Source organism: Kitasatospora sp. NPDC001660, from assembly GCF_053596725.1.
This window is the reverse complement of the sequence record NZ_JBSFGU010000006.1, coordinates 245,530-258,859: the sequence shown is the minus strand read 5'-3', so window position 1 is coordinate 258,859 and position 13,330 is coordinate 245,530. Positions and strand designations below refer to the sequence as shown.

General features: G+C 73.3%; 10 protein-coding genes. 7 read left to right on the top strand and 3 right to left on the bottom strand.

Translation table 11 applies throughout. From position 1 onward, the window contains the following. Nucleotides 1-7: 7 nt before the first annotated feature. Entirely contained in the window at nucleotides 8-415 is a 408-nt protein-coding gene (locus ACWCXH_RS09685; RefSeq protein WP_449800813.1) for a hypothetical protein, read from the bottom strand. Nucleotides 416-747: 332 nt separating this feature from the next. Here ACWCXH_RS09685 and ACWCXH_RS09680 point away from each other — a divergent pair, with 332 nt between their 5' ends. From ACWCXH_RS09680 to ACWCXH_RS09665, 4 genes are all read left to right on the top strand, one after another. Continuing rightward, a complete protein-coding gene (locus ACWCXH_RS09680; RefSeq protein ID WP_449800812.1) occupies nucleotides 748-1,647 on the top strand; it encodes an alpha/beta fold hydrolase in 900 nt (299 codons plus the stop codon). A 257-nt stretch (nucleotides 1,648-1,904) separates the two neighbouring features. After that, complete coding sequence (locus ACWCXH_RS09675; protein ID WP_449800811.1) at nucleotides 1,905-4,043, top strand: protein kinase domain-containing protein; 2,139 nt, start codon at nucleotides 1,905-1,907, stop codon at nucleotides 4,041-4,043. A gap of 4 nt (nucleotides 4,044-4,047) precedes the next feature. After that, complete coding sequence (locus ACWCXH_RS09670; protein WP_449800810.1) at nucleotides 4,048-4,461, top strand: hypothetical protein; 414 nt, start codon at nucleotides 4,048-4,050, stop codon at nucleotides 4,459-4,461. Nucleotides 4,462-5,091: 630 nt separating this feature from the next. Beyond that, complete coding sequence (locus ACWCXH_RS09665) at nucleotides 5,092-6,732, top strand: M4 family metallopeptidase (protein ID WP_449800809.1); 1,641 nt, start codon at nucleotides 5,092-5,094, stop codon at nucleotides 6,730-6,732. Nucleotides 6,733-6,850: 118 nt separating this feature from the next. Here ACWCXH_RS09665 and ACWCXH_RS09660 read toward each other — a convergent pair whose 3' ends face one another. Both ACWCXH_RS09660 and ACWCXH_RS09655 read right to left on the bottom strand, forming a co-directional pair. Beyond that, on the bottom strand, nucleotides 6,851-8,104 hold the full coding sequence (locus ACWCXH_RS09660) for an MFS transporter (protein WP_449800808.1): 1,254 nt from the start codon (nucleotides 8,102-8,104) through the stop codon (nucleotides 6,851-6,853). Between the two features lie 538 nt (nucleotides 8,105-8,642). Continuing rightward, the gene (locus tag ACWCXH_RS09655; protein WP_449800807.1) at nucleotides 8,643-9,488 is read right to left on the bottom strand and encodes a MerR family transcriptional regulator; all 846 of its coding nucleotides are present in this window, start codon (nucleotides 9,486-9,488) and stop codon (nucleotides 8,643-8,645) included. Between the two features lie 189 nt (nucleotides 9,489-9,677). On the opposite strand from ACWCXH_RS09655, the gene ACWCXH_RS09650 reads away from it, so the two are divergent. The 3 genes from ACWCXH_RS09650 to ACWCXH_RS09640 all read left to right on the top strand — a co-directional run bounded on the left by ACWCXH_RS09650 (nucleotide 9,678) and on the right by ACWCXH_RS09640 (nucleotide 13,233). After that, nucleotides 9,678-11,321 carry a flavin-containing monooxygenase gene (locus ACWCXH_RS09650; protein ID WP_449800806.1) on the top strand — a complete coding sequence of 548 codons (1,644 nt, stop codon included), beginning with the start codon at nucleotides 9,678-9,680 and terminating at the stop codon, nucleotides 11,319-11,321. 71 nt (nucleotides 11,322-11,392) lie between these two features. After that, a complete protein-coding gene (locus tag ACWCXH_RS09645; protein WP_449800891.1) occupies nucleotides 11,393-12,325 on the top strand; it encodes an alpha/beta fold hydrolase in 933 nt (310 codons plus the stop codon). Further along, nucleotides 12,322-13,233 carry an SDR family oxidoreductase gene (locus ACWCXH_RS09640; protein WP_449800805.1) on the top strand — a complete coding sequence of 304 codons (912 nt, stop codon included), beginning with the start codon at nucleotides 12,322-12,324 and terminating at the stop codon, nucleotides 13,231-13,233. The genes ACWCXH_RS09645 and ACWCXH_RS09640 overlap by 4 nt, the downstream gene beginning before the upstream one ends. The last annotated feature ends 97 nt before the right edge of the window (nucleotides 13,234-13,330 follow it).

The window sequence follows — 13,330 nt, the reverse complement described above, 5'->3', positions numbered from 1 at the left end:
CGGGCCGTCAGGTGTGATCGTCGGGCGCGACGGCCCGGGGCCCCGGCACGTCGGCGCACTCCTCCAGCGCGTCGGCCCGCCGTTGCAGTTCGGCCGCGATGTGATCCCAGTCCGGCCCGTGGAAGAGCAGGCTCGTCGCGGCCTCGCGCAGCAGGTCCGGCTCGTCCGGGCGCTGGAGGAGCACCAGGCGGTACGCGAGGTTGCGGATCCGCACCGGCAGGTAGCCGTCGCAGAGGTGCGGGCAGAGCTCGCGGAGCATGGCCAGGATCGCGTCGGAGTCCGCGAAGGTCAGCTCCTCGATGAAGTAGCCCTCGTCGTGGTCCGGTTCGGCGCACGGGAGCGGCGCGGTGGTCGGCGTCGGCCGGTACTCGTCGCCGTAGAGGCACCGCGCGTGCTCGGTCAGGGTGCTGTGCATGCCCGGAGCCTACGGTCCGTTGCCGCGTATGTCCGATCCGGGCTGTTCGCACCCTCTCTTTGCGCATTACTCACGCGACGGACACGAAGTGTTCGGGTTACGGTGTGCCCGGGCGGCCAAGGTCGGGGTCCGGCGGCGCACGCCGTCCGGGCCACCGGGGCCGTCGTACGGACGGGCGGCCGGGGAGGCGCCCGGCGCCGCCCGAGCGGAGAGGACCGACCCGCGCATCCGGCGCCGCAGAACCGGGGTCGCAGGGCGGTCCGCGCGAGCGGGTGGCGAGCCATGACAATCCACGTTCCAGAGTTCCAGGGGGGAACCGGACTGTGCACGAAATGACTGTGGGGGCTGCGCGTACCCAGGGGGCCGCGCGCACGCGGACGGCCTCGCGGGCGCGGCGCGCGGGCATCGCGACGGCGCTGTCGGCGGCGTCGGAGAACGTCCCTGGCGAGATCCGCCGGGGCGAACTCGACCGCGGCGGACGGGCGTTGCGCTGGGCGGAGGCGGGCCGGGGCGGTCCGACCGTCGTCCTGGTGGCCGGCAGCGGCGCGTCGGCGCTCACCTGGATGCCAGTGCTTTCCGAACTCGCCCGGTACGGACGGGTCGTGGCGTACGACCGGGCCGGCCTCGGGGCGAGCGACCCTGACGCGGGCCTCACCTTGGAGACCCAACTCGCCGACCTGGCCGCGCTGGTGGAGCACCTCGGCGACGGACCGTGCGTCCTCGCCGGGCACGGCTGGGGCGGCCTGCTCGCCCAACTCGTCTGCTGGCAGCGGCCGGGGCTCGTCGGGGGCCTGGTGCTGGTGGACCCGGCGCACGAGGAGTTCCACTCCCCGGCCGTCCGCGCCGCCGAGGCCGCGATGGTGCGGATCGGCCTGCTCCGGTCGGCGCTCGCGCCCGGCGCCGGAGCCGTCCGCCCGGGCCGCCACCAGTGGCACGCCGCGGTCGCCGAGAACCGGCTGATGACCCTCGCCGCGTCCGAGGTCCGGCGCCGCCGCTCCGCCGCGAGGCTGCCCGACGTGCCGGTGGCCGTCCTGAGCGCGACCGAGGGCCTGCCGACGGTCCTGCGCACCCGCTGGACGATCCTGCAGTCGCGCGTCGCCGAGCGCGCGACCCGCGGCACCCACATCGTCGTGCGCGGCGCCGGCCACGCCATCCATGTCGACGACCCCGGGGCCGTCACGGCGGCCGTGCTGGAGGTCGCCGAGCACGCCCGGCAGTCCGGACGGGCCTGAGTCGGAGGGCGCGCCCGGCGCATCGAGCGGCTCGGTGCGCCGGGCGTGGCCGTGGCGTCGTGTGCGCCCCGGTCCGCCCCGGTGCGCCCGGTGGCTCCCGGAGCAACCCGCGCGTCCCGATATGCCGAGCGTGCACGAAACGCCCCTGGAATCGGCCAAAACCGGCCCGGACGGCGGGTGATGAGCGCGCGGCACCCTCTGGCACACTGTGTGCCGGAAGGCCCGCTGGGGAGGGCCGTGACATCTGGGAGCAGGGGATGACGGGTCGGGGGGCCGTGCTCGGCGGGCGGTACACGCTCACCGAGCGGATCGGCGGCGGGGGCATGGGCACCGTCTGGCGAGCCGACGACGCGGTGCTGGCACGCCAGGTCGCCGTCAAGGTCCTGCACTCGGCGCTGTTCGAGGACGGCACGTTCGTCCGCCGCTTCCGGCGCGAGGCGCAGATGGTTGCCGCGATCGACCATCCCGGGATCGTCGACGTGTACGACTACGGCGAGAACGGTTCGGGCGGTTCGGGCGGCTCCGACGGTTCGGACGGCTCCGGAGGCTCCGACGGTTCGGACGGCGAAGGACCCGGCGCCGACGACGAGGGGGAGCGCTGCGCCTACATCGTCATGGAGCTGATCGAGGGCCGCCCGCTCGACCAGGTCCTCGCCGCCGACGGTCCGATGGCCCCCGAGCGCGCCTTCACCCTGCTCGCGTCCGCGCTGGACGCCCTGCAGGCGGCCCACCGGCAGGGCATCGTCCACCGCGACATCAAGCCGTCCAACCTGATGGTGCGCGCCGACGGCCGGGTCACCATCACCGACTTCGGCATCGCCCGCGCGATCGCCAGCACCAAGATCACCGCCTCGCACGCGATCATCGGCACCGCGCTGTACATGGCGCCCGAGCAGGCCGAGGGCAAGGGCGGCGTCGTCCCGGCCTCCGACCTGTACTCGATCGGCGTGGTCGGCTACGAACTCCTCACCGGCAGGCCGCCGTTCGAGGGCGAGAGCGTGCTGGAGGTCGCGCTCAAGCACGTGCGCGATCCCGCGCCGGAGCTGCCCGTCGCCTTCCCGCCCGCGGTGCGCCTCCTCGTGACGAGGGCGCTCGCGAAGAAGCCCGAGGACCGCTACGCCGACGCCGCCGCCATGGCCGCAGCGGCCCGGTCGGCGATCGGCGCGCCGGGCGCGGACGTGGTGCCGCAGGAGGTGTTGGCCCGTGCCGCGGCCGTGGCCGCCGCGGTTGCTGCTGCCGCGGCTGCGGCGGACGCCGACATGGCGGACTCGGCCGGCAAAGCAGGCGGCAAGGCAGGCGGCAAGGCAGGCGGCAAGGCGGACGGCAAGGCGGGCCCGGACACCGGCGGCGCAGCGCCCGACGAGGTCGCGAAGGTGGGCCCGCAGCAGGCCACCGAGCCGGGCCGGCGGAGGTCTCGGCGCGCGCTGCTGGTGCCGGTCATCATCCCGGTCGTCATCTCGATGGGCACGGCGACCGTCCTGCTCATCGACCGCGGGCCGGGCAGCGCGGACGCGCACACACCGCCCGGCGCGCAGCCGACCGTCGCGACGGCCTCGGTGACGCCGGGCACCGAAGCCCCGGCGACCACGGCCACGACGGCCCCCGCCGCCACCCCGGCCCCGCCAGATCAGGCGGGCGCCTCGACCGCCGCCAACCAGCCGCAGGGCACCCAGGCGCAGCCGCAGCAGCAGGTTCCGCCGCCGCCCGTCTCGGGCGGGAACGGCGCGGCGGTTGCGGGGACGGGCGGCACCGGCACCTCGGGCAACCGGGGCAACGGCGGTACGACCGGCGGCAACCCGTCGAGCGGTGGTGGGACGGCCTCCGGCGGCGGAGCGCCGGGAGGCCAGTCCAGCCCGTCGGGCGGGGGTGGGGGAGCGGGCGGCGGTACGAACGACCAGCCGCCCCCCAACAACCCCAAACCTCCGGCCGGCAGCGGCGGCTCGCCCTCGGGTGGCGGCTCGCCGTCCGGCGGCGGCAACACGCCCGCCCGGCCCGCGGACTGCGGCGGCGACAGCTGGTCGACGATCGTCAACGAGAGGTTCGGCGTGCCGATCGGGATGGCGAGCGACACCCTCAACGGCGACACCCCGATCGTCCTCGGCGGGGCCTCCCAGTACGGCTGGGTGCGCGCCCCCGGCCCGGGCGGCTGGTACGGGATCAACGCCTGCAACAAGGGCGGTCCGCGCCTCGTCCAGACCACGGACGGCAAGGTGACGCTGGGGACTTGGGCCAGCTTCCTGACCAACTGGACCCTCACCGGGGCGTCGACGCCGGGCACGTACACACTGGCCGACTACATGAACCAGTCGTGCATGACCGCCAGCGGCGTCGGCGGCGCCGTGACCATGGTCGCCTGCGACCCGAGCAACCCGGCCCAGCAGTGGCGGTTGCGCTGAGGCCGTGGACGGCGACGACCGGCGGCCGCCCGTGGCCGGGATGACGATCAGCGTGCGCACCCGCCGGGACGTGGTGGTCGTCGACCCGGAGCGCTTCCTGGCCGCGGCCCGGGCGGCGTTTCGCGAGCTGTACCCCGACGTGACCGAGGAGGACGCCCGCTGCCACGTCCGCGACGTGACCGCGGCCGCCGCCGTCCTGCTGGACCGGGACGGTGTCCTCGTCCCCGGTGTGCGGGACGCGGGGGCCGGTGCTTGCGGGCCGTTCCCCGGCCGCCGCGTCCTCGACCGCGCCGACGGCCTCTCCCCGGCGGGCGAGCTCCAGCGGATCGTCGTCGACGACCCGCAGCCCTTGCAGGACATCGTCCTCTTTCAACTCGCCGAGCAACAGGACCTGTTCGCGCTCCCGCCGACCGAGTGACCGGACGGGACCTCCCCGCGCCGCTACACCCGGCCGGGCAGTGGAACCTCCGGGCACCCTGGCGCCCCCGTTGGTACGGACCATTGGAAGCGATGTCCGTCAATCCCCAACTCGCCGACTGCGCAACGGAGTCGGGCGACCACAGAAGTCCCGGTTGCTAGCAGACGCCTCGACCGCGAACAAGCGCGGCCGGTGGCGGGACCTCGCCAAGCGGACATCAAGGCTCCGTATTGGAAGTTTTACAGGCGTGTAAAACCCGGCCGACGGCCTGTCATCTCGCTGCCGCGGGGCAGTCGGTGCGGTGTCGGCGCAGGCCAACAGGCATTGTTCGGGTGGTAACCCACTGCAAGGGCGGGTGAATCGCCCGGGTTTGTCCGTGTCTCTGAACGTCCGTCCGACTGGCGGGACCTGGCCACTTGCTGAAGTAGACCTGTCAAAATTCCTGTCGGGTTGTCATGCTTTTTGTCAGCCCCCCGCCGGCAGCCCCCACCCCCACCCCTCGGTGGCCTGCCGTTCGCATCGCAACGGGGCACAGCACGCCAGCGCCCGTCCCGCCCCACAGGTGCCGACCCCGGCCCCCGGGACGCGGTGCGACCGCGCGCAGACGCGGTTTCCCGGAAGGACTCGTACGTGAAGCGAAAGCTCGCAGCCGTCGCCGTGCTCTCGGCCACGGCCCTGTTGACCGGCGTGATCCAGGTGAGCACCACGGCCGCGCAGGCCGCCCCGACCCCCGCGCTCCAGGCGCAGGCCGCCCGGCAGCACGCCGCCGTGCTCGCGCTGGCGAACGGCGAGGCCGCGCCGCTGGCCGAGCAGCTGGCCCTGGGCGACCAGGAGAAGCTGGTCGCCAAGGACGCGGTGGTCGACGCCGACGGCACCCGCCACCTCCGCTTCGAACGGACCTACGCGGGCCTTCCCGTCATCGGCGGTGACCTGGTGGTCCACCAGGCCAAGGACGGCTCGGTCAAGTCCGTGAACAAGGCGGTCGCCGCCCGGCTCAGCCTGCCGAGCCTCACCCCGAAGATCCCGGCCGACCGGGCCGCCGACAACGCGGCCGGCGCGGTCCGTGCGACCGTGGGTGTCACGCTGGACTCCGACGAGTCCCCGATGGCCGACGTGCACCAGGCCGGTGCCGCCGAACTGGTCGTCTGGGCGACCGACGGCAACCCGCGCCTGGCCTACCGGGTCCAGGTCGAGGGCACCCGCGCCGACGGCACCCCGAGCCGCCAGGTGCTGGTCACCGACGCGGCCACCGGCCAGGTGCTGTCCACCCACGAGAAGATCGAGACGGCAGCGGGCACCGGCAACGGCGTCTTCGTCGGCAACGTCGCGCTCAACACCGCCCAGAGCGGCGGCTCGTACCAGCTGAAGGACGACTCGCGCGGCGGCCAGTCCACCAGCGACATGAGCAACGGCACCGCCGGCAGCGGCTCGCTGTTCGCCAACAACACCAACAGCTTCGGCGACGGCACCGCCGCCAACCGCGAATCCGCCGCCGTGGACGCCCAGTTCGGCGCCGCGACCACGTGGGACTTCTACAAGACCACCTTCAGCCGCAACGGCATCCGCAACGACGGCGTCGGCGCCGCCAGCCGCGTCCACTACGGCTCGAACTACGTCAACGCGTTCTGGAGCGACGACTGCTTCTGCATGACGTACGGCGACGGCCAGGGCGATAGCCACCCGCTCACCGAGATCGACGTGGCCGGCCACGAGATGACGCACGGCGTCACCGCCGCGACCGCCGCGCTCAACTACTCGGGCGAGTCCGGCGGCCTCAACGAGGCCACCTCCGACATCATGGGCACGATGGTGGAGTTCTACGCCAACCTGCCCTCGAACCCGCCGAACTACTGGATCGGCGAGCTCGTCAACCTGCGCGGCGACGGCAGCCCGCTGCGCTACATGGACCAGCCGAGCAAGGACGGCTCCTCGGCCGACTACTGGTCCGCGGACGTGGGCAACCTCGACGTGCACTACTCGTCGGGCGTGGCGAACCACTTCTTCTACCTGCTGTCCGAGGGCAGCGGGGCGAAGTCGATCAACGGGTTCGACTACAACAGCCCGACGTACGACGGCTCGACGCTCGCCGGCATCGGGCGCGACAAGGCGGCCCAGATCTGGTACCGCGCGCTGACCACCTACTTCACCTCCACCACCGACTACGCGGGTGCCCGTGCGGCCACCCTCAGCGCGGCGACGGACCTGTACGGTTCGGGCAGTGCCGAGTACAACGCGGTCGCGGCGACGTGGACCGCGGTGAACGTCAACTGACGCATCATCAGGGAGCGCGGTGACCTCGGTGCGGTGACCGTGGTGCAGTGACGCAGGAGGGAACGCGGTGTTCCCGGCGGGGGCGGCGGTGGGACTTCCACCGCGCCCCCGCCGTCCTTCATGCGGCGGGTGACGCGGCCTTCGCGGAAACGGGCGCTTGTGGCGGCGTGTGCCGGCGGCGGTAGCGACGCTCCGTCGCGGTGCAGGCGGTGAGGACGAGGGTGGTCGCCGCGGCCGCGGACGTGACCGCGAAGGGGGCGCCCGGGGTGAAGTGGTCGGCCGCCCAGCCGCTGAGGAAGGTGCCCGCCGACTGGGCCAGGATGAGCGCGCTGACCAGCGCCGCCATCGCCTCGCCGAGGCGGGCCGCGGGCACCGTGCGCTCGACCAGGCCGAACATCGTGATCATCTGCGGCGCGACGGCGACCCCGAGGAACCCGACGGCCGCGGTGAGCGCCGCCAGGCTCCCGTCCGCGAAGAGCAGGACGCACGAGGCGGCGAACAGCAGGGCCGTGCCCGCCCGCAGGCGCGGCGGCAGGCCCCAGCGGGCGGGCAGCGAGGCGGTGGCGACGCCGGCGAGGGAACTGGTGCAGCCCAGGAAGCCGTACAGCAGCCCGGCGGCGCCCGGCCGCCCCAGTGCCTCGGTGGTGGCGGTGATGCCGACCTGGACCGAGCCGAAGCACGCGCCCAGCAGTGCCATCCCGGCCATGAGGAGGACGTACGGCGTGCTCAACAGCCGCCCGGCGGACTGGGATTGGACGTGGGACGGAGCCGGGACGCCCGGTGCGGCGGTCGGGTGCAGCGCGAACAGGCTGGCGCAGATGCCGGACAGCGCGGCCGCGGTGAGCATCCCGGCGGCGGGGGAGACGGTGGTGGCGAGCGTGCCGACGAGGGCCGGGCCGGCGGTGAAACCGACCTCGTCGACGATCCCGTCCAGCGACAGCATGGCAGAGGTCAGCGCCGGGTCGCCGGAGGCCAGTCGGACCCATCGGCTGCGTGACAGCGGGCCGACCAACGGGACCGACAGGCCGGTCAGCGCGGCGGGCGCGAGCTGCCAGCCGAGCGCGAGCCCGCGCTCGGAGGTGGCGACCAGGGCGACCAGGGCCGCCGCGTTGACCAGGGCGGCGGCCGCCCCGACCGTCCGCTGCCCGCGCCGGTCCGCCAGCCGGCCGACGATCGGACCGCCGATCGCCTGACCGCCCGCCAGTGCCCCGGCCACCAGCGAACCGGACCACACGCTGCCGGTGTTCCGGCTGACCAGCAGCAGTGTGCCGATCGGGCTCATCGCGTTCGGCAGCCGGCCGAGCAGCGACCACAGCAGCACCCGGCCGCCGGTCAACTGCTTCGCCATGCGGAAGTTCACGACCACGGACACGGTGCGGGTCTCCTTTTGCGGAACAGGTACGGGCGCCCGCCTCCCGTCTCCGGCCCGACCAGGCGACAGCGACCTGCGGGTGAGCCTAGACGGTAGGGGTGCGGGCGGGGCGAGGGCAATCGATCGATCGCCTGGTGGAGTTGGGGGTGGGGGGGTGGTTGGGACGAGTAGCCAGAGGGTGGGTGGACCGGAGGCGAACAGATAACGGATGACAGATGTTGAAATCTGTTATCTGTTCGCCGTCGTCCGTCGTCCGTCGTCCGTTTGCCCTGGCCACTGGCCGCGGTTCGTCAGCCGCCCGTGAGGTCCTTCCGGGTCCGGTCGAAAATCAAGCCGGCCCCCGTGTCCGCGTGCCGGCCGAACTTCCCGCTGCCGAAGCAGCGCCGGACCCGCAGCGGCCGGCGCGAGGCCCGGGGCGAGCCCGGAGGTGAGGTCGAGAGCGGCCCGGCGGGTCAGGTGTCCGGGCGTCGACGGTTCCTCCAGTGGCGGGCCATCGAGCGGGCGGGGTGCGGGAATGCCTGCCCGTCGCGTGTGGGCGCTACACCTCGGAGTCGCCTTCCTCGCTGCTGCCCTTGCCGCTGCCCTCGTCGCCGTCCCCGCTCTCGACGCCGTTCTCCCGTCGGTGGCGCAGCAGTTCGTCGTACTCGGCGTGCACCCGGCGGTCCATCGCGAGCGCGAACTGGGCGTCCGCGACCGTCCGGGCCAGCGGCCGGACCCGCAGGATGCGTTCGGTGAGCCGGGCGGCCTCGCCGGGCGGCAGCGGGGAGTCGGCGGACAGCGCGCCGAGGATGTGCTCGGTGACCACGTCGATGAAGATTTCGGCGATGGCGTCGACGTGCGCCTGCGTGCGCCGGCTGGCGTCCAGGACGGCCGACAGTGGCACGCCCTGAGCGACCAGCGCCGTCGTGGCGTCCATCAGGCGGCGGCTGACGTGGGTGATGCCGTCGTCGGTGAGGGTGATGTAGCCCTGGGCGAGGGACTCGGCGGTGTTCTCCTCGGTGAGCTGGTCGCCGAAGGTGTCCTTGAGCTCGTCCCAGGTCAGGCGCACCGGGGTCTCGTCCGACCAGGGCGCGACGATGGCCGCCTCCAGGCCGATCAGCTCGGCGACGTCCCGCCCGCTCTCGCCGGCGCCGATGAGCTCGGCGATGCCGCCGAGGGTGTGTCCGCGGTCGAGCAGTTCGCCGATCATGCGGAGCCGGGTCAGGTGCTCCTCGCCGTACCAGGCGATCCGGCCCTCCTTGCGCGGCGGTTGGAGCAGTTTGCGCTCGCGGTAGAAGCGCAGCGTCCGGGTGGTGATGCCGGCCGCTTCGGCCAGTTCCTCCACCCGGTACTCGCGTTTTCTGTCGTCCGCAGCAGCTCTGCCCTTGTCCACGGCGATCAGCATAGGACCGTCCGCTGGGGATGCCGCCGGAGTCCGGGTGGCCGGACTTCTTCCCTCCGCTGTCGGTAGGGGCTACCCTGCGAACCATGCCAGTGATTGCTGGCATGGTTATCGGGATTCCGGGCAGAACGTCCGGGAGAGTTCCTCTTGGCGGAGAGCACACCACCGCCCCCACCCTCAGGAGGACGCCGCATGGCATCCAGCAGCAAGCGCCCCCGTCCCGGCGCGTCCGCCGCCCCCGAGGCGTCCGCATCCGCAGAGGCTGCCCCCGAGGCGTCCGCATCCACCGAGGCTGCGGAGGTCGCCGCCGTCGCCGCCCGGGCCGTCCCGCACGTGCGGGTGGCGGTCGTCGGCGCCGGCTTCGGCGGCCTCGGCGCCGCCGTCCGGCTGCGCCGGGCCGGGATCACGGACTTCGTCGTCCTGGAGCGCGCCGACTCGATCGGCGGCACCTGGCGCGACAACAGCTACCCCGGGTGCGCCTGCGACGTCCCCTCGCACCTCTACTCCTTCTCCTTCGCGCCCAACCCGGAGTGGCCGCGCAGCTTCTCCGGCCAGCCCGACATCCGCGCCTACCTGGAGAAGGTCGCCACCGTCTTCCGTCTCCGCCCCCACCTGCGCTTCAACGCGGAGGTGCTGGAGGCCCGTTGGGAGGCCGAGCACGCGCGCTGGCGGATCACCACCTCGGCCGGAGAGTGGACCGCCGACGCCGTCGTCTCGGCGTCCGGACCGCTCGCCGACCCGCAGATCCCTGACCTGCCCGGTCTGAGCGGCTTCCCCGGCAAGGTGTTCCACTCCTCCCGCTGGGACCACGACTACGACCTGGCCGGCAGGCGCGTCGCCATGGTCGGCACCGGTGCCTCCGCCGCCCAGATCATCCCGTCGATCCAGCCGCAGGTCGGCAAACTGACGGTCTTCCAGCGCACGCCCGCCTGGGTCCTGCCGCGCCGCGACCGCGAGATCACCCAGGTGGAGAAGTGGCTGCACGGCCGGTTCCCGGCGACCGGCAAGGTCCGCCGCGGGACGCTCTTCGCGCTCCGCGAGATCCAGGTCGACGCCTTCGTCCGCCGACCCGGGCTCCTGCGCGCCGTCCAGCGGCTCGCCGAACGCCACATAGCCCAAGGGGTCGCCGACCCGGCGCTGCGCGCCAAGCTCACCCCGGACTACCGGATCGGCTGCAAGCGCATCCTGCTCAGCAACACCTACTACCCGGCGCTCGCCGCCGCCAACACCGAGGTCGTCGCCTCCGGCCTGCGCGAAGTGCGCGGCTCCACGGTGGTCGCGGCCGACGGCAGCGAGCACGAGGTGGACGCCATCGTGTTCGGCACCGGTTTCCACGTCACCGACATGCCCATCGGCGCACGGGTGTTCGGGGCCAACGGAACCAGCCTCGCCGAGGAGTGGAAGGACGGCATGGAGGCGCTGCGCGGCTCGACCGTGCACGGCTTCCCGAACCTGTTCTTCGTGATCGGCCCCAACACCGGCCTCGGCAACAGCTCGATGATCCTCATGATCGAGTCCCAGCTCAACTACGTCATCGACGCGCTCACCACGCTCGACTCGATCGGCGCCGCAGCCATGCAGCCGACCGTCCGCGCCCAGCGCCAGTGGAACCTCGAACTCCAGCACCGGATGGACCGCACCGTCTGGTCCACCGGCGGTTGCCGCAGCTGGTACCAGGACCAGAACGGCAAGAACACCGTGCTGTGGCCCGGCTCCACCACTGCCTTCCGCCGTGCCACCCGAAGGGTCGACCTCGGCGAGTACGAGCTCATCATGCGCACGGCCCCGGCCCCGGCCACTGCGTCCGCATCGGCCGTCCAGGGGGTGTCCGCGTGAGTCCGCACCTGTCTCCCGACTGCGTGCCGCCCACGCCCGTCGACGAGTTGGCCGTCCGCTCCGCCGACGGGATGCGTCTGCACGTTGAGATCCACGGGCAGCCGGGCGCGCCGACCATCGTGCTCGCCCACGGCTGGGCCTGTTCAACCGCCTTCTGGGCCCCGGTTATCCGCCAACTCTCCGACCGCTACCGGGTGGTGGCCTACGACCAGCGCGGCCACGGACACAGCGAGATCCCACCGAGCGCGGCCCGCTACTCCACCCGGGCGCTCGCCGAGGACCTGGCCGCCGTACTCGTCCGGACCGTCCCGGCGGGGGAGCAGGCCGTCCTCGCCGGGCACAGCATGGGCGGGATGACCATCATGGCCGCCGGCGGACGCCCCGAGGTCGCCGAGCGGACCGCCGCCGCCGTCCTCGTCTCCACCGGCCCCGGTCGGCTGCTCGACGAACTCGCCGTCCTGCCCGAGTCGCTGCGCCCGGCCGGGCTGCGCAGCTTCCTGCACCGCCGACTGCTCTACTCCCGGATGCCGCTCGGGCCGGTCTCGGCGGTCAGCCGTGTCGCGCTCAAGTACGCGACGATGGGGCCCGATTCGGCGGCCGGACGGGTCGAGGCGATGGCCCGGATCGTGCACGCCTGCCCGACGACCGTCCGGGCGCGCTGGGCCGGTGTCCTCGGACGGCTGGACGTCTTCGCCGGGCTCGCCCGCCTTGCCGCGCCGACCTCCGTCATCGTCGGCACCGCGGACCGGCTGACCCCGCCAGTGCACGCCCACCGAATCGTCGCCGAACTCGCGGACCCACAAGGGCTGCTGCTGTTGCCTGGGGTCGGTCACATGTCGCCGCTGGAACGGCCCGTCGAGGTCGCGGCCGAGATCCACCGGATGGCCGTGGCCCACCTGGCCGCCGGGCGAGGCCCAGTCGCTGGTTCCGGCTCTGGTTCCGCCGTTGGCTCCGTCTCTGGCGCCGCGTCCGATTCCGTCTCCGAGAGGAGTGTCGTCGCATGAACGCCATCCCGCCGCTGTCCGCCCAGGTCGTCGTCGTCACGGGGGCCGCCCGCGGTGTCGGCGCGTCGCTCGCGCGCAAGCTCGCGCGGCGCGGGGCGAAGGTCGCGCTGCTCGGGCTGGAACCGGCTGAGCTCAAGGGCGTCGCCGCCCAGTGCGGCCCGTCCGCGACCACGTGGGAGGTCGACGTCACCGACCTCGACGCGCTCACCGACGCCGCCCGGCGGATCAAGGAGCACTACGGCCGGATCGACACCGTCGTCGCCAATGCGGGGATCGCCATCGGCGGCCCGCTGGTGGACAGCGACCACCGGGCGTTCAGCCGGGTGATCGAGGTCAACCTGCTCGGCAGCGTGGCCACCGCGCGAGCCTTCCTGCCCGCCCTCACCGAGAGTCGCGGCTACCTGCTCCAGATCGCCTCGCTCGCCGCGCTGACGCCCTCGCCGCTGATGAGCGCGTACTGTGCGAGCAAGTCGGGGGTGGAGGCGTTCGCCCACTCGATCCGCGCCGAGGTCGCCTACCGGGGCGTCAAGGTCGGTGTGGGATACCTGAGCTGGACGGACACCGACATGGTGCGCGGCGCCGACGAGGACGCCGTCCTCAAGCAGATGCGCAGCCGCCTGCCGTGGCCGGCCAACAAGACCTACCCGCTGGAGCCGGCCGTGGACCGGATCGTGGCGGGCATCGCCCGCCGCTCCGCCCATGTCTACGCCCAGGCGTGGCTGCGCGGCATGCAGCCGGTCCGCTGGCTGCTGCCGAGCCTCATCGCGTTGGTGGGCTCCCGCGACGTGGCCAAGATGGCCCCGCAGCTCGCCGCGACCGCGGCCTCCCGCCTCCGTGCGGTCGGCGCCGGCGGAGCGGCCGACACGGCGGCGCGCAGCACCGACAGCGGTGCGCGGGCGGACGGGTGACGGTCGGCTCGTAGGAGGGAGCGGGGTCGGGGGAGTGACGGATGACAGCTGACAGATTTCGAAATCTGTCAGCTGTCAGCTGTCAGCTGTCAGCTGT

Bases quoted from the DNA above. Each gene is read 5' to 3' on its own strand.
- ACWCXH_RS09675 (WP_449800811.1), top strand. From the start codon at position 1,905: ATGACGGGTCGGGGGGCCGTGCTCGGCGGGCGGTACACGCTCACCGAG.
- ACWCXH_RS09680 (WP_449800812.1), top strand. From the start codon at position 748: ATGACTGTGGGGGCTGCGCGTACCCAGGGGGCCGCGCGCACGCGGACG.
- ACWCXH_RS09685 (WP_449800813.1), bottom strand. From the start codon at position 415: ATGCACAGCACCCTGACCGAGCACGCGCGGTGCCTCTACGGCGACGAG.
- ACWCXH_RS09650 (WP_449800806.1), top strand. From the start codon at position 9,678: ATGGCATCCAGCAGCAAGCGCCCCCGTCCCGGCGCGTCCGCCGCCCCC.
- ACWCXH_RS09655 (WP_449800807.1), bottom strand. From the start codon at position 9,488: ATGCTGATCGCCGTGGACAAGGGCAGAGCTGCTGCGGACGACAGAAAA.
- ACWCXH_RS09640 (WP_449800805.1), top strand. From the start codon at position 12,322: ATGAACGCCATCCCGCCGCTGTCCGCCCAGGTCGTCGTCGTCACGGGG.
- ACWCXH_RS09645 (WP_449800891.1), top strand. From the start codon at position 11,393: ATGCGTCTGCACGTTGAGATCCACGGGCAGCCGGGCGCGCCGACCATC.